This window comes from Butyricicoccus sp. AF35-5AC (genome assembly GCF_003477715.1).
Classification (GTDB): domain Bacteria; phylum Bacillota; class Clostridia; order Oscillospirales; family Butyricicoccaceae; genus Agathobaculum; species Agathobaculum butyriciproducens.
The window spans coordinates 192071-211380 of sequence record NZ_QUDX01000006.1; the positions used below are offsets into that span (position 1 = coordinate 192071).

General features: G+C 56.1%; 14 protein-coding genes. 11 read left to right on the forward strand and 3 right to left on the reverse strand.

Annotation, left to right across the window (positions count from 1 at the left end; genetic code table 11):
- Positions 1–91: 91 nt before the first annotated feature.
- The 3 genes from gltA to DWZ82_RS09820 all read right to left on the reverse strand — a co-directional run bounded on the left by gltA (position 92) and on the right by DWZ82_RS09820 (position 2743).
- Entirely contained in the window at positions 92–1486 is a 1395-nt protein-coding gene (gltA, locus tag DWZ82_RS09810) for an NADPH-dependent glutamate synthase (RefSeq protein ID WP_118480490.1), read from the reverse strand.
- A gap of 2 nt (positions 1487–1488) precedes the next feature.
- Positions 1489–2340, reverse strand: a complete 852-nt coding sequence (locus tag DWZ82_RS09815; RefSeq protein WP_118480492.1) for a sulfide/dihydroorotate dehydrogenase-like FAD/NAD-binding protein — start codon at positions 2338–2340, stop codon at positions 1489–1491.
- A 160-nt stretch (positions 2341–2500) separates the two neighbouring features.
- Positions 2501–2743, reverse strand: a complete 243-nt coding sequence (locus tag DWZ82_RS09820) for an SH3 domain-containing protein (protein WP_117492425.1) — start codon at positions 2741–2743, stop codon at positions 2501–2503.
- Between the two features lie 229 nt (positions 2744–2972).
- On the opposite strand from DWZ82_RS09820, the gene DWZ82_RS09825 reads away from it, so the two are divergent.
- The 11 genes from DWZ82_RS09825 (at position 2973) to DWZ82_RS09875 (ending at position 19291) form a co-directional block, all read left to right on the forward strand.
- Positions 2973–3782: a basic amino acid ABC transporter substrate-binding protein gene (locus DWZ82_RS09825; RefSeq protein WP_118480494.1), complete on the forward strand. Its 810-nt coding sequence runs from the start codon at positions 2973–2975 to the stop codon at positions 3780–3782.
- A gap of 84 nt (positions 3783–3866) precedes the next feature.
- Entirely contained in the window at positions 3867–4649 is a 783-nt protein-coding gene (locus tag DWZ82_RS09830) for an amino acid ABC transporter permease (protein WP_442861183.1), read from the forward strand.
- A complete protein-coding gene (locus DWZ82_RS09835; protein WP_110436534.1) occupies positions 4636–5358 on the forward strand; it encodes an amino acid ABC transporter ATP-binding protein in 723 nt (240 codons plus the stop codon). The genes DWZ82_RS09830 and DWZ82_RS09835 overlap by 14 nt, the downstream gene beginning before the upstream one ends.
- 709 nt (positions 5359–6067) lie before the next feature.
- Positions 6068–9808, forward strand: a complete 3741-nt coding sequence (gene rpoB / locus DWZ82_RS09840) for a DNA-directed RNA polymerase subunit beta (RefSeq protein ID WP_118480496.1) — start codon at positions 6068–6070, stop codon at positions 9806–9808.
- A gap of 53 nt (positions 9809–9861) precedes the next feature.
- Positions 9862–13395 (forward strand): DNA-directed RNA polymerase subunit beta', encoded by a 3534-nt coding sequence (gene rpoC / locus DWZ82_RS09845; protein ID WP_118480498.1) that lies wholly within the window; start codon positions 9862–9864, stop codon positions 13393–13395.
- A gap of 587 nt (positions 13396–13982) precedes the next feature.
- Positions 13983–14225: a ribosomal L7Ae/L30e/S12e/Gadd45 family protein gene (locus DWZ82_RS09850; protein WP_110436537.1), complete on the forward strand. Its 243-nt coding sequence runs from the start codon at positions 13983–13985 to the stop codon at positions 14223–14225.
- A gap of 66 nt (positions 14226–14291) precedes the next feature.
- The gene (rpsL, locus tag DWZ82_RS09855; RefSeq protein WP_110436538.1) at positions 14292–14711 is read left to right on the forward strand and encodes a 30S ribosomal protein S12; all 420 of its coding nucleotides are present in this window, start codon (positions 14292–14294) and stop codon (positions 14709–14711) included.
- 336 nt (positions 14712–15047) lie between these two features.
- Positions 15048–15518 carry a 30S ribosomal protein S7 gene (gene rpsG, locus DWZ82_RS09860; RefSeq protein WP_181967828.1) on the forward strand — a complete coding sequence of 157 codons (471 nt, stop codon included), beginning with the start codon at positions 15048–15050 and terminating at the stop codon, positions 15516–15518.
- A gap of 39 nt (positions 15519–15557) precedes the next feature.
- Positions 15558–17663, forward strand: a complete 2106-nt coding sequence (gene fusA, locus DWZ82_RS09865) for an elongation factor G (RefSeq protein WP_118480500.1) — start codon at positions 15558–15560, stop codon at positions 17661–17663.
- A gap of 91 nt (positions 17664–17754) precedes the next feature.
- Positions 17755–18957 (forward strand): elongation factor Tu, encoded by a 1203-nt coding sequence (gene tuf / locus DWZ82_RS09870; protein WP_118480502.1) that lies wholly within the window; start codon positions 17755–17757, stop codon positions 18955–18957.
- Positions 18958–19072: 115 nt separating this feature from the next.
- Positions 19073–19291 carry a hypothetical protein gene (locus tag DWZ82_RS09875; RefSeq protein WP_118480504.1) on the forward strand — a complete coding sequence of 73 codons (219 nt, stop codon included), beginning with the start codon at positions 19073–19075 and terminating at the stop codon, positions 19289–19291.
- Positions 19292–19310 lie beyond the last annotated feature (19 nt).

The window sequence follows — 19310 nt, forward strand, 5'->3', positions numbered from 1 at the left end:
CGAGCGAGATGCTGCTCGAAAAACGAAGTTTTTCGACAGTCTAAAAGAACCTGCCGTAAGACAGGTTCTTTTTCACATAAGCAAGCAGAAATTACTTGTTCTTATTCTTGATGTACTCGTCCATTGCAGCCGCAGCGCGCTTGCCTGCGCCCATTGCGAGGATAACGGTAGCTGCGCCGGTAACGGCGTCGCCGCCGGCGAATACGCCGTCCTTGGAGGGGATGCCGTGCTCGTCATCAGCCACGATGCAGACCTTGCGGTTGGTATCCAGACCCGGCGTGGTGTGACGGATCAGCGGGTTCGGGCTGGTGCCGATTGCCGCGATAACGCAGTCCAGATCGAGCACAAACTCGCTGCCCTCGACCGGAATCGGACGGCGGCGGCCGGATGCGTCAGGCTCGCCCAGCTCCATCTTCTGGCACTTGAGGCCGGTGACGTTGAAGTTCTCGTCAGACAGCACCTCGAGCGGCGCGGTCAGGAACTTGAACACAACGCCCTCTTCCTTCGCGTGGTGAATCTCCTCGAGACGAGCCGGAAGCTCCTTCTCGGAACGGCGGTACACGATGTAAACTTCCTCGGCGCCCATGCGCTTTGCACAGCGGGCGGCGTCCATGGCTACGTTGCCGCCGCCGACTACTGCGACCTTCTTGGCGTGGTAGATCGGGGTGTCGGCGTTTTCCTTGTACGCCTTCATCAGGTTGATGCGGGTCAGGTACTCGTTCGCGGAGTAAACGCCGTTTGCGTTCTCGCCCGGAACACCGATAAAGGTCGGCAGACCGGCACCGGAGCCAACGAAAATTGCTTCAAAACCGTCACCGAACAGCTCGTCGATGGTCTCAGAACGGCCTACAACAAAGTTGAGAATGAACTCAACGCCCAGATCCTTCAGCGTGTCGATCTCCTTCTGCACGATAGCCTTCGGCAGACGGAACTCCGGAATGCCGTACATCAGTACGCCGCCTGCGGTGTGCAGCGCCTCGAAAACGGTAACCTCGTAACCCATGCGAGCCAGATCGCCTGCGCAGGTCAGACCGGCCGGGCCTGCACCAACGATGGCAACCTTGTGACCGTTGGACTCCGGCTTTACAGCCTTCTCGGTGCTGTTTTCGCGCGCATAGTCCGCAACGAAGCGCTCCAGACGGCCGATGGCTACCGGCTCGCCCTTGATGCCACGGACACAGTGACACTCGCACTGGCTCTCCTGCGGGCAGACACGGCCGCAGACAGCCGGCAGAGCGGAGGTTTCCTTGATTTTGGCAGCCGCCTCGAGGAACTTGCCCTCGGCAACCAGAGCGATAAACTCCGGAATCTTAACCTGTACCGGGCAGCCGGTCATGCAGGGCTTGTTCTTGCAGTTCAGGCAGCGCTGTGCTTCCTCGATCGCCATTTCGGCGGTGTAGCCAAGCGTTACCTCTTCAAAGTTCTTATTGCGGACGTCCGGCGCCTGCTCAGGCATCGGGCACTTGTTCGGATTCATATTCGGCATGATTACTTGACCTCCTTCTTGAACAGATTGCAATGCTCCTCGCGGCGCTCTACCGCCGCGCGCTCCTGTGCCTTGTACATGGCACCGCGGCGCATTGCACTGTCAAAATCAACGAGGTGACCGTCGAAATCCGGGCCGTCAACGCACGCGAACTTGGTTTCGCCGCCAACGGTGAGACGGCAGCCGCCGCACATGCCGGTACCGTCAACCATGATGGTGTTCATGGAAACGATGGTCTTGATGCCGTACGGACGGGTGGTCTCGCAGACAAACTTCATCATGATCATCGGGCCGATGGCAATAACGGCATCGTACTGGTTGCCCGCGTCAATCAGCTCCTTGAGCACTTGCGTAACCAAAGCCTTGCGGCCGTTCGAGCCGTCGTCGGTCACGATGTGCAGGTTGGTGCAGGCGTTCTTCATCTCGTCCTCGAGGATGATGATGTCCTTGCTGCGGAAACCGGCGATCAGGTCAACCTCAGCGCCCATTTCATGCAGCTTCTTGGCCTGCGGATATGCGATAGCGCAGCCCAGACCGCCGCCGACAACAGCGACCTTCTTGAGACCCTCGAGCTCGCTCTCCTTGCCGAGCGGACCGACAAAATCATGCAGGCAGTCGCCCTCGTTCAGCGCGCCGAGCGCCATCGTCGTTGCGCCGACCTCCTGGAAAATAATCGTGACGGAACCCTTTTCGCGGTCAAAATCTGCGATTGTGAGCGGAATACGCTCGCCTTCTGCGCTGACACGCAGGATGATGAACTGACCCGGCTCTGCCTTGCGGGCAACGTGCGGTGCCTCGATCACCATCAGCTTGGTGTTTGCGTTCAGCGTTTGCTTTTTCAAAATCTGATACACTCTTTTTCGTACCTCCTTGCGATTGTCGCATCGAACATTTTACATTATACTGTATCGCTTTAAGCAACGCAAGTGAAAATGAAAAATCAGCAGTAAAAATGGGCAGAATCGATGAAAACACACCTTGTTTGTCAAAAAATTAACTGGTTTGACGAAAGCTTCACAAAGCCGGACGGCAGTAAAACAGCACAATGTCGCTTTTCGGAACCCAGCCGCAGGCTGTGCGCGTGCGTACATGACACCAGCCGTTCTGCTCGCACAGGATGAACAGGCGCGCACCGCTTGCTGCACTGCCGACAATCGGCGCGGAGCGAACCGGATCGGAGTGCAACAGGAGAAGTGCGCCGCGCGGCTCGGCGCAGGCCGTGCGAAACGCAGGCGATACATATATAACAGGGGACATAGGGCACCTCCTTGTGGTTAATGCAGACTATGCTGCAAAAATGCAGAGCGTTAATTGGCAATTAACGAATTACCGATGGCTTGTGTCATGATTACTGAAAAAATAAATGCTTTTCCATAGTTTTTTCGCTGAAATTTAGGTTGCATTATTATAGAACGCGCTGTATAATAATCAATATTAGAAAGAGATGCCCGTTTTGCACGGGTCAAATCGGAAGGAGTTAACACAAATGAAGAAGTTTTCCATTGCTATGCTGAGCATGGTACTGGCAGGTTCTATGCTGCTGACCGGCTGCGGCGGCTCCAAGACCGCTGATTCCAGCAGCGACGCACAGGATTCCACCACATCTACCTCTGCGGACGGCGGCACGCTGCGCATGGGTACTAACGCTACTTTCCCGCCGTACGAGTTCGTTGGCGACGACGGTAACGTACAGGGCATCGATGTGGACATTGCTGCTGCTATCGCTGACAAGCTGGGCATGAAGCTCGAGGTCACCGATATGGAGTTCGATTCCCTGATTCCGGCGCTGCAGAGCGACACCGTCGACGTGGCGCTGGCTGGCATGACCGTTACCCCGGATCGTCAGGAGAACGTAGATTTCTCGGATTCCTACGCAAAGGGCGTTCAGGTCATCATCGTTAAGGACGGTTCCGATATCGCTTCTCCGGATGATCTGGAGGGCAAGAACATCGGCGTTCAGACCGGCACCACCGGCGACATCTACTGCACCGGTGACTACGGTCAGGAGCATGTAAAGCAGTTCAACAACGGTCCGCTCGCAGTTGCTGCACTGGTAAATGATCAGATCGACTGCGTTGTTATCGACCAGGAGCCGGCTAAGAACTATGTTGCTGCAAACAGCGGCCTCAAGATCCTCGACACCGCTTACGCTGACGAGGATTACGCGATCGCTATCAAGAAGGGCAACACCGAGCTGCTCGACAAGGTAAACGGCGCTCTGAAGGAGCTCGAGGGTGACGGCACCCTGCAGTCCATCGTCGACAAGTATATCAGCGCTGACTCCGCAGCACAGTAAATCAACAAACGCGTACAAAGGAAGAGGGACGGTTCAGCGCCGCCCCTCTTTTGCAGTAAAATGAAAAGAAAGAGGGGATGACCTGTGAACGGTATTACAATGGACCAGTGGCTGAAAATTGTACCGGATTCGGTTGTCAATCTGCCGGAGGGTCTGCGGAACCTGCTGTTCCAGCTGTACCAGACCTTTATCGCAGCGGACCGCTGGAAATGGTTCCTGAACGGTCTGAAAATCACATTTGCGGTCACGATCGGTGCACTGATCCTCGGTGTTATCATCGGTCTGCTGATCGCTATAGTCCGCACGGCGCATGATTCCCGCCGCATGGGCAAAAGCAACATCATTCTGAGCATTCTCAACGCAATCTGCAAGCTGTATCTGACCGTCATCCGCGGTACGCCTATGATGGTTCAGCTGCTGATCATGGGCTTTGTTATCATGGTGCCTAAGGATGATACAGCGCGTCTGGTGTGCGGCATCGTTACACTGGGCATCAACTCGGGCGCGTATGTTGCCGAGATCGTGCGCGGCGGTCTGATGTCGGTCAATCCGGGTCAGATGGAGGCCGGCCGTTCGCTCGGCCTGAACTATGCACAGACCATGCGCCTGATCGTCATTCCGCAGGCGATCAAGAACATTCTTCCGGCACTCGGCAATGAGATGATCACCCTGCTGAAGGATACCTCGCTCGTGTCGGTCATCGCGCTGCGCGACGTGACCAAGCAGGCACAGAATATTGTGTCCAATACCTATCAGGCCTATGTGCCGTATGTCAGCCTTGCGATCATCTATCTGGTGCTCGTTATCATCCTGACCAAGCTGCTCGGCATTTTTGAGAGGAGGCTGCGCGAAAGTGATCGACGTTAAAAACCTGCACAAATCCTTTGGCAACCATGAGGTGCTCAAGGGTGTCAACGAGCATATCGAGAAGGGCGAGAAGGTCGTAGTCATCGGCCCGTCCGGCTCGGGTAAGTCCACCTTTCTGCGCTGTCTGAACCTGCTTGAGGAGCCGACCGGCGGCGAAATTATCTTCGAAGGACAGAACATCACCGCCAAGGACACGGATATCAATCTGGTGCGCCGCCGTATGGGCATGGTGTTCCAGCAGTTCAATCTGTTTCCGCACCTGACCGTGCGCGAGAATATCAAGCTGGCACCGGTCAAGCTCAAGGTCATGACCGATGAAGAGGCGGACAAGCGTGCGCTCGAGCTGCTCGCGCGTGTCGGTCTGCCGGACAAGGCGGACAGCTATCCGGCGCAGCTTTCCGGCGGTCAGCAGCAGCGTATCGCCATCGCGCGCGCGCTGGCAATGAATCCGGATGTGATGCTGTTCGACGAGCCGACCTCGGCGCTTGACCCGGAAATGGTCGGTGAGGTTCTGGAAATCATGAAGGAGCTGGCTGATGACGGCATGACCATGGTTGTTGTTACCCACGAGATGGGCTTTGCCCGCGAGGTTGCAACGCGCGTGCTGTTCATGGACGGCGGCAATATCGTAGAGCAGAACGAGCCGAAGGAGTTCTTCGCAAATCCGCAGCATCCGAGACTGAAGGATTTTCTGTCGAAGGTGCTCTAAGCAAATAAAAAGGACGCGTGAGCGTCCTTTTTTATTTGCCTGAAATGGAGAATGGAGAATGCCGCTGTCGTTGCGGAGGCTCTGTTCGTGCTGCGGCCGTGAGGGTTTGCCATTTGCATGATTCTAATACAATGAACATGAATGTTGCTGCAGGGTGCGCCGACTCGGCGCACCGTATTAAACGAGTTGGCATACGCGAAATCGTAGGGGAGCACATTGTGCTCCCGTGCAACGACAAATCAAACGGTTCGTGGGCGAACAATGTTCGCCCCTACGGGATGATTGGTGCAAACCGGATACAAGCGGTGCGCCGAGTCGGCGCACCCTACGATATAACGGGTTTTTAACGATTTATCCCTCGAATCAGTTGCAGACGTATAATCGCAGGGCACATTGTGCTCCCACGCAAAGCGAAACAGTCATATTCTTTCCAATCTGCACTCTGAGGATAATTCTCCATTCTGTTGCCAGAAAACAAAAAAGAAAGGCAGAAGAAAACTTCTGCCTTTTTGTACAAAAATATACTTGACATTCTGTGAAAAATCATGGTATAATAAAACGCTTTATAAAATCGGGTACATTATCCGATTCCTAAGTATATGTTAGCACGGTCTGCAAGAAATTGCAAGACCAAGAGCAATATTTTCGCAACGCCGCCGGGCGTATCAACCAACACCAACAGCCGAAAGAAACGGAGTGATCAAAGCACATGAAGGTGAAAGACGTACAGCACGGCAAAACCACACGAAAGAGCTTTGCACGAATCGAAGAGATTCTCGAAATGCCGAATCTCATCGAGGTGCAGAAGAAGTCTTACGAATGGTTCCTGGATCAGGGCCTGCGTGAGGTTTTTGACGATACCGCGTCCATCACGGACTACACCGGAAATCTGGAGCTTTCCTTCCTCGATTTTTCGATGGACGAGGAGCCGAAGTACAGCATTGAGGAGTGCAAGGCACGAGATGCAACGTATGCAACTCCGCTGAAGGTCCGCATGCGTCTGCGCAACAAGGAGACCGGTGAGATCAAGGAGCAGGAGATCTTCATGGGTGACTTCCCGAAGATGACCCACGCTGCTACCTTCATCATCAACGGTGCAGAACGCGCGATCGTATCTCAGCTCGTTCGTTCCCCGGGCGTATACTACGGCAAGGAGCTTGACAAGACCGACAAGGTTCTGCTCTCCGCTACCGTAATCCCGTACCGCGGCGCATGGCTCGAGTACGAGACCGATGCAAACGACGTTTTCTACGTTCGCATTGATAAAAACCGCAAGATTCCGATCACCAGCTTCATCCGTGCCATCGGTGTTAAGACCGATGCCGAGATCAAGGAGCTGTTCGGTGAGGATCCGCTGATCGTTGCAACCCTCGACAAGGACCCGGCGCACACCGCCGAGGAAGCCCTCATCGAGATCTACAAGAAGATGCGTCCGGGCGAGCCGCCCTCTGTGGAGTCGGCTACCTCTCTGATGGACGCCATGTTCTTCGATATGCGCCGCTACGACATTTCCGCAGTCGGCCGCTACAAGTACAACAAGAAGCTGAACATCGCACGCCGCATCACCGGCCACAAGCTGGTAAATGCAGTCGCTGACCCGATGACCGGCGAGGTTCTGGCAGAGGACGGCGAGGTTCTCTCCCGCGAGAAGGCAACCATGATGGCTGCCCGCGGCGTAAACAGCGTTGTGATCGAGTCTGCCGAGGGCACTGCCGTTAAGGTATTCGGCAACGGCATGGTAGACGTAAACGATTTCTCCGACTACCTCGGCGGCGCAACCGCAGAGGATCTGGGCCTCAAGGAGAAGGTTCGCTTCACCGTCCTCAAGGAGATCATCGACTCCGGCGTACAGGGCGACGAGCTGAAGAAGACCGTGAAGGAGCGTCACTTCGATCTGATTCCGAAGACCATCATCGTTGATGATATGCTCGCTTCCATCTGCTATCTGCTCAACCTCGGTCACGGCATCGGCACGGTTGACGATATCGACCATCTGGGCAACCGCCGTCTGCGCTGCGTAGGCGAGCTGCTGCAGAACCAGTTCCGCATCGGCTTCTCCCGCATGGAGCGTGTTATCCGTGAGCGCATGACCATTCAGGACCTCGACGTGGTTACGCCGCAGTCTCTGATCAACATCCGTCCGGTAACCGCAGCCATCAAGGAGTTCTTCGGTTCTTCTCCGCTTTCGCAGTTCATGGACCAGAACAACCCGCTGGCTGAGCTGACGCACAAGCGCCGTATGTCCGCCCTCGGTCCCGGCGGTCTGTCCCGTGACCGTGCATCCTTCGAGGTTCGAGACGTACACTACTCGCATTACGGCCGTCTGTGCCCGATCGAGACCCCTGAAGGTCCTAACATCGGCCTGATCTCCTATCTGGCAACCTACGCACGCATCAACGACTTCGGCTTTATCGAGGCGCCGTACCGCGTTATCGAAAAGACCAAGGACGAGGAAACCGGCGAGGTCCGCTGCCACGTTACCGACGAGGTTCGCTACATGACCGCGGACGTCGAGGACGAGTACATCGTCTGCCAGGCTACCGAGCCGCTCGACGAGAACAACAACCTCGTAAACGACCGTGTAACCTGCCGTATGCGCGACGAGTTCGTCGAGGTAGATCGCAAGGACGTTGACCTGATGGACGTTTCTCCGCGCATGATGATCTCGGTTGCTACCGCATTCATCCCGTTCCTCGACCATGACGACGCAAACCGCGCACTGATGGGCGCGAACATGCAGCGTCAGGCCGTACCGCTGCTCCGCACCGAGGCTCCGGTCGTTGCAACCGGCATGGAGTACAAGGCAGCTGTTGACTCCGGTACGATTCCGCTGGCAGAGGGTGACGGCGTTGTTACCCGCGTAACCGCCCGCGAGGTTTGCGTACACTATGACAACGGCACCGACAAGACCTATCCGCTGACCAAGTTCATGCGTTCCAACCAGTCCACCTGTATCAACATGCGTCCGATCGTTGATCTGGGCGAGCGTGTCAAGGCAGGCGACGTTCTGTCCGACGGCCCGTCTACCGATCAGGGCGAGGTTGCACTGGGCAAGAATGCCCTCATCGGCTTCATGACCTGGGAAGGCTACAACTACGAGGACGCCGTACTGCTGAACGAGCGTCTGGTACGCGACGATGTTTACACCTCCATCCATATCGAGGAGTACGAGTCCGAATCCCGTGATACCAAGCTCGGACCTGAGGAGATCACCCGTGATATCCCGAACGTCGGCGAGGACGCACTCCGCAACCTCGACGAGCGCGGCATCATCCGTGTCGGCGCTGAGGTTCATGCCGGCGACATCCTGGTCGGCAAGGTTACCCCGAAGGGCGAGACCGAGCTGACCGCAGAGGAGCGCCTGCTCCGTGCGATCTTCGGTGAGAAGGCCCGCGAGGTTCGTGATACCTCTCTGCGTGCGCCGCACGGCGAATCCGGTATCGTTGTAGACGTTAAGGTATTTACCCGCGAGAACGGCGACGAGCTGTCTCCCGGTGTCAACATGGTCGTCCGCGTTTATATCGCGCAGAAGCGCAAGATCTCTGTCGGCGATAAGATGGCAGGCCGTCATGGTAACAAGGGTGTCGTTTCCCGCATTCTGCCGCAGGAGGATATGCCGTTCCTGGAGGATGGCCGTCCGCTCGACATCGTACTGAACCCGTTGGGCGTACCGTCCCGAATGAACATCGGTCAGGTGCTCGAGGTTCACCTTGGCTTCGCAGCCAAGAAGCTCGGCTGGAAGGTCGAGACCCCGGTATTCGACGGCGCAACGCTCGAGGATATCAAGGAGACGCTGGTTGCAGCAGGCGTTAACGAGGACGGCAAGAGCGTCGTATACGACGGCCGTACCGGTGAGAAGTTCGATAACCGCGTAACCGTTGGTTATATGTACTACCTCAAGCTGCATCATCTGGTAGACGATAAGATCCATGCCCGTTCGACCGGCCCGTACTCGCTCGTAACCCAGCAGCCTCTGGGCGGCAAGGCGCAGTTCGGCGGCCAGCGCTTCGGCGAGATGGAAGTTTGGGCGCTGGAAGCATACGGCGCCGCATATACCCTGCAGGAGATCCTGACCGTCAAGTCCGACGATATCACCGGCCGTGTCAAGACCTACGAGGCGATCGTCAAGGGTCACAACGTACCGCAGCCGGGCGTTCCGGAATCCTTCAAGGTACTCACCAAGGAGCTGCAGGCTCTGTGTCTGGATATTCAGGTTCTGGACGAGAACATGGAAGTGATCGAGCTGTCTGAGGACGACGACGAGGAGACCGCTGAGTACACCCGTCCGATGGAGCAGGCTGTCTCCGGCGCGGATGACGAGTTCACCGCAGCAGGCTTCGGCATCAACGATGCCGAGGAAGGCGACACCGATCTCTTTGCACTGGATAACCCCGCCGAGGATGGCGGTGACGATGCCGAAGGTGATTTCGACGACGGTCTGGGCGAATAAGGCTGAGCGTAAGTGAAATCATCTGTGAATAGGGAAGGAGCATCTTAAAATATATGGGATATCATACGTTTAACGCCATTAAGATCGGTCTGGCTTCGCCCGAGCTGATCCGCCAGTGGTCTTACGGCGAGGTAAAGAAGCCCGAAACCATTAACTACCGTACGCTCAAGCCGGAACGCGATGGCCTGTTCTGCGAGCGTATCTTTGGACCGACCAAGGACTGGGAGTGCCACTGCGGCAAGTACAAGAAGGTCCGCTTCAAGGGCAAGATCTGCGACAAGTGCGGCGTTGAGGTCACCAAGGCCAAGGTCCGCCGCGAGCGCATGGGCCACATTGAGCTGGCAGCGCCGGTATCGCACATCTGGTACTTCAAGGGCATCCCGTCCCGCATGGGCCTGATCCTTGATATCAGCCCGCGTGTGCTGGAGAAGGTCCTGTACTTTGCGAACTATATCGTAATCGATCCGGGCGACACGCCGCTGATGAAGAAGCAGATCCTGACCGAGGCTGAGTACCGCGACATGCGTGAAAAGTACGACGAGGACTTCCGTGCCGGCATGGGCGCGGAGTCCATCAAGGAGCTGCTCGCGGAGCTGGACCTCGACCAGCTCTCCAAGGAGCTGACCGCAGAGCTGCGTGAGGCTTCCGGCCAGAAGCGCCTGCGCATCATCAAGCGACTGGAGGTTGTAGAATCCTTCCGTCTGTCGCACAACCGCCCGGAGTGGATGATCATGGACGTTGTTCCGGTCATCCCGCCGGAAATCCGTCCGATGGTACAGCTGGACGGTGGCCGCTTCGCAACGAGCGACCTGAACGACCTGTACCGTCGCGTGATCAACCGCAACAACCGTCTCAAGCGTCTGCTCGAGCTGGGTGCGCCGGATATCATCGTGCGCAACGAGAAGCGCATGCTGCAGGAGGCTGTTGACGCCCTGATTGATAACGGCCGCCGCGGCCGTCCGGTCACCGGCCCGAACAACCGTGCACTCAAGTCCCTGTCCGACATGCTGAAGGGCAAGCAGGGCCGTTTCCGTCAGAACCTGCTCGGCAAGCGAGTTGACTACTCCGGCCGTTCGGTTATCGTCGTAGGCCCGGATCTGAAGATCTATCAGTGCGGTCTGCCGAAGGAAATGGCACTCGAGCTGTTCAAGCCGTTCGTTATGAAGAAGCTGGTTGAGGACGGCACCGCACAGAACATCAAGTCCGCCAAGAAGATGGTAGAGCGTGCAAAGCCCGAGGTATGGGACGTGCTCGAAGGCATCATCAAGGGTCATCCGGTTATGCTGAACCGTGCACCGACCCTGCACCGTCTGGGTATTCAGGCGTTCGAGCCGGTCCTCGTAGAAGGCCGTGCGATCCGCCTGCATCCGCTGGTATGTACCGCATTCAACGCCGACTTTGACGGCGACCAGATGGCAGTTCACGTTCCGCTGTCCGCAGAGGCACAGGCTGAGGCCCGTCTGCTGATGCTGTCCGCGAACAACCTGCTCAAGCCGCAGGACGGCAAGCCGGTTACCATTCCGTCTCAGGATATGGTCCTCGGCTCCTACTACCTGACCATCGACCGCGATACCGAGCCGGGCGCCGGCAAGGTATTCCGCAACGTGGACGAGGCTCTGATGGCGTACAACGAGGGTATCGTTGGCATTCACGCGCCGATCAAGGTTCGTCTGTCCAAGGAAGTAAACGGCAAGACCGAGTCCGCTATCGTAGACGCGACCCCGGGCCGCCTGATCTTCAACGAGCGCATCCCGCAGGACCTCGGCTTTGTTGACCGCTCGGATCCGTCCAAGAAGTTTGATCTTGAGATCATGTTCACCTGCGGCAAGAAGGAGCTTGGCAAGATCATTGACAAGTGTATCCGCGTACACGGCTTCCATATCACCGCTGAGGTGCTCGACTCCATCAAGGCGATGGGCTACAAGTACTCCACTAAGGGTGCGCTGACCGTAGCCGTAGCCGACATGCTCGTGCCGGACGGCAAGGACGAGATGATCCGCGAGTCCGAGAAGAAGGTTGCCAAGATCGACCGCAAGTACAAGCGCGGCTTTATCACCGATCAGGAGCGCTACCGTCTGACCGTAGCCGAGTGGGAAGAGACCACCAAGAAGGTTACCGCAAAGCTGCAGGCCAACATGAAGGAGCAGCGCTACAACCCGATTCACATGATGGCTGATTCCGGTGCCCGTGGTTCTATCAACCAGATCCGTCAGCTGGCCGGTATGCGAGGCCTGATGGCATCCGCCTCCGGTAAGACCATCGAAATCCCGATCAAGTCCAACTTCCGTGAAGGCCTGACCGTACTCGAATACTTCATCGCTGCCCGCGGTGCTCGAAAGGGCATGGCCGATACCGCACTGCGTACCGCTGACTCGGGTTACCTGACCCGCCGTCTGGTAGACGTTTCTCAGGACGTTATCATCCGCGAGGACGACTGTGGCGCAACCAAGGGTATCTGGGTAGAGGATATCAAGGAAGGCAACCAGATCATCGAGCCGCTGCGCGAGCGTCTGCTCGGCCGCTTCCCGGTTGACGATATCGTAAATCCGGAGACCGGCGAGGTTATCGTACCGAAGAGCAAGATGATGACCGAGGCTGACGCCGATGCGGTTGTCGGCGCAGGCATCACCCGCGTTCAGATCCGCTCCGTGCTCGAGTGCCGTGCCCGCAAGGGTGTCTGCGCGCACTGCTACGGCATCAACCTGGCAATGGGCACGCCGGTCGGCAAGGGCGAGGCTGTCGGTATCATCGCAGCACAGTCCATCGGCGAGCCGGGTACCCAGCTTACCATGCGTACCTTCCATACCGGCGGTGTCGCAGGTTCGGATATTACGCAGGGTCTTCCGCGAGTTGAGGAGCTGTTCGAGGCCCGCAAGCCGAAGAAGGCTGCAACGCTGGCCGAGATCGGCGGCATGGTCTCCATCGAGGAGTCCAAGCGCACCACCGTCAAGACCGTCAACATCGTCAACCCGCAGACCGGCGATATGCGTTCCTACCAGCTGGCTTCGTCCTCCGGTATCCGCGTAACCGACGGTCAGGAGATTCCGCAGGGCTTCCAGCTGAACGAAGGCTCGCTCAACCCGCATGACATTCTGCGTATCCTCGATCCTCGCGCCGTTCACGACTACGAGATCAAGGAAGTTCAGAAGGTTTACCGTCAGCAGGGCGTAGATATCAACGATAAGCATATCGAGGTTATCGTTCGTCAGATGATGCGCAAGGTTCGCGTTGAGGACGCAGGCGACGCTGAGGTTCTGCCGGGTTCTGTTATGGACTGGCTCGAGTTCGAGGATTACAACAACAAGGTGCAGGCACGCATCGACGCCGGCGAGGAAGGTCTCCGTCTGGCTGTTGCAGAGCCGACCCTCATGGGTATCACCAAGGCATCCCTCGCAACCGATTCCTGGATGTCCGCTGCATCCTTCCAGGAGACCACCCGCGTACTGACCGACGCTGCAATCAAGGGCAAGGTCGATCCGCTGATGGGCCTGAAGGAGAACGTAATCATCGGCAAGCTGATTCCGGCTGGCTCGGGTGTGTCCGATTACTGCACCGGTCACTACGAGCAGACTGTAAATCTCGACTGATTTGCAGAAAGCCGAAAACGCTGTATAGATTAAACAAAACAGGGGAACACTGTAAGGTGTTCTCCTGTTTTTGCATGTGCCGAATGGAAAATTGAGAATGGAGAATTACCGAAAGAGTGGAAATTGCGCAGAGATAAGCATAATATCAGAAAAAGTTCGCAGGTGCCGTCCGTCATAACGCGCAAACGAGTTGCGCGGCACGGTTGGTGCCGCGCCCCGCGTAGAGTAGACCGCATGTGTAGCAGTACGGTATCCGACAATGCGAATATGCGGATACATGGGCGCACAAAGTGCGTCCTGCGGAAGAAAAAATCCTCTGGCGTTCCCTTATAGTCTCAGCTCTGCAAATTTCGCCGTGCTATCTAAGGGAAAAGGGGAGATTCACAAGAGGGTGGAAAACCGTAGGTTGTCTATCCTCTTGTGCCCCCGCCGGGCAGGCGAGATTCCCTCGCTTCGCAAGCGCCGATTTCCGCGAAAATCCTCTGGAAAAGAAAAATCTCGTAAAAAATAAAAAATTTCGAGAAAACACTTGACAACAGGGGGACAAACCCGTATACTATGGGAGTATGCCGTATAGGAGGAGTATTATGCTTTCAGAACTTCACACGGCGCACAAGGTGATCGGTGTAAAGCAGTCGAAAAAAGCGATTCGGGACGGCGCAGCCGCACAGGTCTTTGTTGCGCTGGACGCAGAAAAACGAGTCGTTGGACCGATTTATGAGCTTTGCAGTGAACACGGTATGGAAGTTACCGAGGTCACCACGATGACGGAGCTCGGCGATGCGGTCGGCATTGATGTCGGCGCGGCAGTAGTCGTAGTTCTGCACTGATTTTTCTTTGTTGAATCGCGCAAAACGCGCTTTTCATAAATATCTTTGAAAGAAGGAGGAAATAAAATGCCAACTTTTAACCAACTCGTCCGTAAGGGTCGTGAGGCAGTCGTTACCAAGTCTACGGCACCGGCTCTTCAGGTAGGCTACAACTCTCAGAAGAAGAAGGCTACCGATCAGTCCGCTCCGCAGAAGCGCGGCGTTTGCACCACGGTTAAGACCATGACCCCGAAGAAGCCGAACTCTGCTCTTCGTAAGGTAGCTCGTGTAAAGCTGACCAACCAGATGGAAGTTTCCGCTTACATCCCCGGTGAAGGCCACAACCTGCAGGAGCACTCTGTAGTTATGGTTCGCGGCGGTCGTGTAAAGGACCTTCCTGGTGTTCGTTACCACATCATCCGTGGTACTCTGGATACCCAGGGTGTTGCTAACCGTCGTCAGGCTCGTTCCAAGTATGGCGCGAAGCGCCCGAAGGCAGGCAAGTAATCTTTTGAGCGGCGTCTGATCGCGTGATACTGCGTTGCATCCGCACTTGCGTACCTTTGTACGCGGCGTGTGGCTGCGCCTTGTCTCACACGACCATACTTGCTCAAAACGCGCGTGCATTACAAAGTGTACAAGCGATAATTACTCCGCCAAAGGAGCCAACCCACAAGGTTTTGCGAGAAAGTTATTTTTCAGCAAAGCAGCTATGCTTTGTCTGAGGCATTTTAGTTCCGATTGTATAAATCGGGCCTTTACCTCGGACAGGCATGAACAACGGCGGTCAAAGATCCGCCGAAGTACCTATGAAATCAAATATTTTTGAAGGAGGGAAGTAAAGTGCCAAGAAGAGGTAATGTCCCCAAGAGAGACGTTCTGCCCGATCCGCTTTATAATTCCAAGCTCGTCACCAAGCTGGTAAACTCTATCATGCTCGACGGCAAGAAGGGCGTTTCGCAGAAGGTTGTTTATGGTGCTTTCGATATCGTTCGTGAAAAGACCGGTCGTGAACCGCTGGAGGTTTTCACCGAGGCTATGGAAAACATCATGCCGACCCTGGAAGTTAAGGCTCGCCGTGTAGGCGGCGCTACCTACCAGGTGCCGATGGAAGTTCGCCCGGAGCGTCGTCAGACCCTGGGCCTGCGTTGGATCACCAAGTACTCCCGCGCTCGTTCTGAAAAGACCATGCGTGAGCGTCTGGCAGGCGAGATCCTGGACGCTTGCAACAATCTGGGCGGTGCTGTTAAGAAGCGCGAGGATACCCACAAGATGGCAGAGGCGAACAAGGCGTTCGCACACTACCGCTACTAATCTGTCGGTTTCCGCATAACGCTTTGAAAGGAGAGCAATATGCCTAGAGAATATTCCCTGGAAAGAACCAGAAATATCGGCATCATGGCGCACATCGACGCCGGTAAGACCACTACCACCGAGCGTATTCTGTATTACACCGGTGTAAACCATAAGATCGGCGATACCCACGACGGTACCGCTACCATGGACTGGATGGAGCAGGAGCAGGAGCGTGGTATCACCATCACCTCCGCAGCTACCACCTGCCACTGGTCCGGCTCTACTCATCAGTTCCCGGAGCATCGTATCAACATCATCGACACCCCGGGCCACGTTGACTTTACCGTAGAGGTAGAGCGCTCCCTGCGTGTACTGGACGGTTCTGTAACCGTATTCTGTGCAAAGGGCGGCGTAGAGCCGCAGTCTGAGACCGTTTGGCATCAGGCTGACAAGTACAAGGTTCCGCGTATGGCGTTCGTAAACAAGATGGACATCATGGGTGCTGATTTCTACAACGTAGTCGGCATGATGAAGGACCGTCTGAAGTGCAACGCTGTTCCGGTTCAGCTGCCGATCGGCTCTGAGGATACCTTCAAGGGTATCATCGACCTGATCACCATGCGCGCTGAGGTTTACTACGATGACCTCGGCAAGGATATCCGCGATGAGGAAATTCCGGCTGACATGATGGAGAAGGCTCAGCAGTACCACGACGAACTGTGGGAGCACGTTGCTGAGCTGGACGAGGACCTCATGATGAAGTACCTCGAGGGCGAAGAGCTGACCATTCCGGAAGTTAAGGCTGCAATCCGCAAGGGCTGTATCGCCAACGAGATCGTTCCGGTACTCTGCGGCACCGCATACCGCAACAAGGGCGTACAGCCGCTGCTGGACGCTGTTATCGAATACATGCCGGCTCCGACCGACATCCCGGACATCAAGGGTGTAAACCCGCAGACCGACGAGGAGGATTCCCGTCCGTCTTCTGATGATGCGCCGTTCTCCGCGCTGGCGTTCAAGATCGCTACCGACCCGTTCGTTGGCCGTCTGACGTTCTTCCGCGTATACTCCGGCACCATCACCGCTGGTTCCTCCGTGCTGAATGCTACCAAGGATCAGCGCGAGCGTCTGGGCCGTATTCTGCAGATGCACGCTAACCATCGTCAGGATATCGACTGCGTATATTCCGGTGATATCGCTGCGGGCATCGGCTTTAAGAACACCACCACCGGCGATACGCTGTGTGATGAGAAGCACCCGATCATCCTCGAGTCTATGGAGTTCCCGGACCCGGTTATCCGTGTTGCGATCGAGCCGAAGACCAAGGCTGGTCAGGAGAAGATGGGTATCGCGCTGGCTAAGCTGGCAGAAGAGGACCCGACCTTCAAGACCTACACCGATGAAGAGACCGGCCAGACCATTATCGCTGGTATGGGCGAGCTTCATCTGGAGATCATCGTTGACCGTCTGCTGCGCGAGTTCAAGGTAGAGGCTAACGTAGGTTCTCCTCAGGTTGCTTACAAGGAGACCATCCGCCGCTCCGCTGACGTTGATCAGAAGTACGCTCGTCAGTCCGGTGGTAAGGGCCAGTACGGCCATGTTAAGATCATCGTTGAGCCGAACGAGTCCGGCAAGGGCTACGAGTTCATCAACAAGATCGTTGGCGGTGCTATCCCGAAGGAATATATCGAGCCTGTTAATCAGGGTATCCAGGGCGCTATGCAGGCTGGTATCCTCGCAGGCTACCCGGTTGTTGACGTTAAGGTAACCCTGTATGATGGCTCTTACCACGAAGTTGACTCCTCTGAAATGGCGTTCAAGATCGCTGGTTCTATGGCGTTCAAGGAAGCTATGAAGAAGGCTGATCCAGTTCTGATGGAGCCGATCATGCAGGTTGACGTAATGGTACCGGAGGAGTACATGGGCGACGTTATCGGCGACCTGAACTCCCGTCGTGGTCAGATCCAGGGCATGGAGCCGCGCGGCGGCGTACAGGCTATCTCTGCCGGCGTTCCGCTGAGCGAGATGTTCGGTTACGCAACTGCTCTGCGTTCCCGCACCCAGGGCCGTGGCCAGTACACCATGCAGCCGAGCCACTACACTGAAGTGCCGAAGAGCATTCAGGAGAAGATCATCGACAACCGTAACAAAAACAACGACTAAAATCTGCTGCACCCTATTGCATTTTTTCTCGAAATGCAGTAAAATAAATGCAACATGACTTTTAATTCATTTTACGAGGAGGATATCCACAATGGCAAAGGAAAAATTTGACCGTTCTCTGCCGCACGTTAACATTGGCACCATCGGCCACGTTGACCATGGCAAGACCACTCTGACCGCTGCAATCACCAAGGTTCTGGCTCTCGAGGGCGATGCTGAGTATCAGGCATACGACGCAATCGACAAGGCTCCGGAGGAGAAGGAGCGCGGCATTACCATCAACACCGCACACGTTGAGTATCACACCGCTAACCGTCACTACGCTCACGTTGACTGCCCGGGCCATGCCGACTACGTTAAGAACATGATCACCGGCGCTGCTCAGATGGACGGTGCTATCCTGGTTGTATCCGCTGCTGACGGCCCGATGCCGCAGACCCGCGAGCACATCCTGCTGTCCCGTCAGGTAGGCGTTCCGTATATCGTTGTCTTCATGAACAAGGCTGATCAGGTAGACGACGAGGAGCTGCTCGACCTGGTTGAGATGGAGATCCGTGAGCTGCTGTCCTCTTACGATTTCCCGGGCGACGACGTTCCGGTAATCCGTGGCTCCGCTCTGAACGTTCTGACCTCTGACTCCACCGATCCGAACGCTCCGGAGTACAAGTGCATCCGCGACCTGATGGAAGCTGTTGACACCTATATCCCGACCCCGGACCGTGCTGCTGACAAGCCGTTCATCATGCCGGTCGAGGACGTATTCTCCATCACCGGTCGTGGTACCGTAGCTACCGGCCGTGTAGAGCGTGGCCAGCTGAAGATGGGCGAGGAAGTTGAGATCGTTGGTCTGATGGACGCTCCGCGCAAGACCGTTGTAACCGGTATCGAGATGTTCCGCAAGCTGCTCGACTACGCTGAAGCAGGCGACAACATCGGTGCTCTGCTCCGTGGTATTCAGAAGACCGAGGTTGAGCGCGGCCAGGTTCTGGCTAAGCCGGGCTCCATTCACCCGCACACCAAGTTCCACGGTCAGGTATACGTTCTGAAGAAGGAAGAGGGCGGCCGTCATACTCCGTTCTTCAACAACTACCGTCCGCAGTTCTACTTCCGTACCACCGACGTAACTGGCGTTATCACTCTGCCGGAAGGCACTGAGATGTGCATGCCGGGCGATAACGTTGAGATGGACGTTGAGCTGATCACCCCGATCGCTATCGAGGAAGGCCTGCGTTTCGCTATCCGTGAGGGTGGCCGCACCGTAGGTTCCGGCGTTGTAACCGCTATCAACGCTTAATTTCAGTTAAGCAATAGCATAACGCAATTTACAAGCTCCCATGCTTCGGCATGGGAGTTTTTTTGTGCGTAAAATCTTCTTTCCTGCGCATACTATGCGAGGGAGGGATGCAATTATGTCGGAAAAACACGAAAACCGCTATCAGCTACGGGCGGCCGAGAAGGCGTTCGAGTGGCTGCGCCGCAGCAAACCGGCAGTGGCCGCGAGGGAACAGGAAAAGATGAGCGAGGGTATCGCGCTGCCGCCCAATGAACGGGATTGCGGCACCGCCTGTTCCATGCAAGGCACCGATCGGGAAACGCTCAATGAGTGGTGCAAAGAACATGAAACCTGAAAAAGAGACGCGAAAGCGT

Bases quoted from the DNA above. Each gene is read 5' to 3' on its own strand.
- fusA (WP_118480500.1), top strand. From the start codon at position 15,558: ATGCCTAGAGAATATTCCCTGGAAAGAACCAGAAATATCGGCATCATG.
- rpoC (WP_118480498.1), top strand. From the start codon at position 9,862: ATGGGATATCATACGTTTAACGCCATTAAGATCGGTCTGGCTTCGCCC.
- rpoB (WP_118480496.1), top strand. From the start codon at position 6,068: ATGAAGGTGAAAGACGTACAGCACGGCAAAACCACACGAAAGAGCTTT.
- DWZ82_RS09820 (WP_117492425.1), bottom strand. From the start codon at position 2,743: ATGTCCCCTGTTATATATGTATCGCCTGCGTTTCGCACGGCCTGCGCC.
- rpsL (WP_110436538.1), top strand. From the start codon at position 14,292: ATGCCAACTTTTAACCAACTCGTCCGTAAGGGTCGTGAGGCAGTCGTT.
- DWZ82_RS09850 (WP_110436537.1), top strand. From the start codon at position 13,983: ATGCTTTCAGAACTTCACACGGCGCACAAGGTGATCGGTGTAAAGCAG.
- DWZ82_RS09875 (WP_118480504.1), top strand. From the start codon at position 19,073: ATGTCGGAAAAACACGAAAACCGCTATCAGCTACGGGCGGCCGAGAAG.
- DWZ82_RS09825 (WP_118480494.1), top strand. From the start codon at position 2,973: ATGAAGAAGTTTTCCATTGCTATGCTGAGCATGGTACTGGCAGGTTCT.
- gltA (WP_118480490.1), bottom strand. From the start codon at position 1,486: ATGCCGAATATGAATCCGAACAAGTGCCCGATGCCTGAGCAGGCGCCG.
- tuf (WP_118480502.1), top strand. From the start codon at position 17,755: ATGGCAAAGGAAAAATTTGACCGTTCTCTGCCGCACGTTAACATTGGC.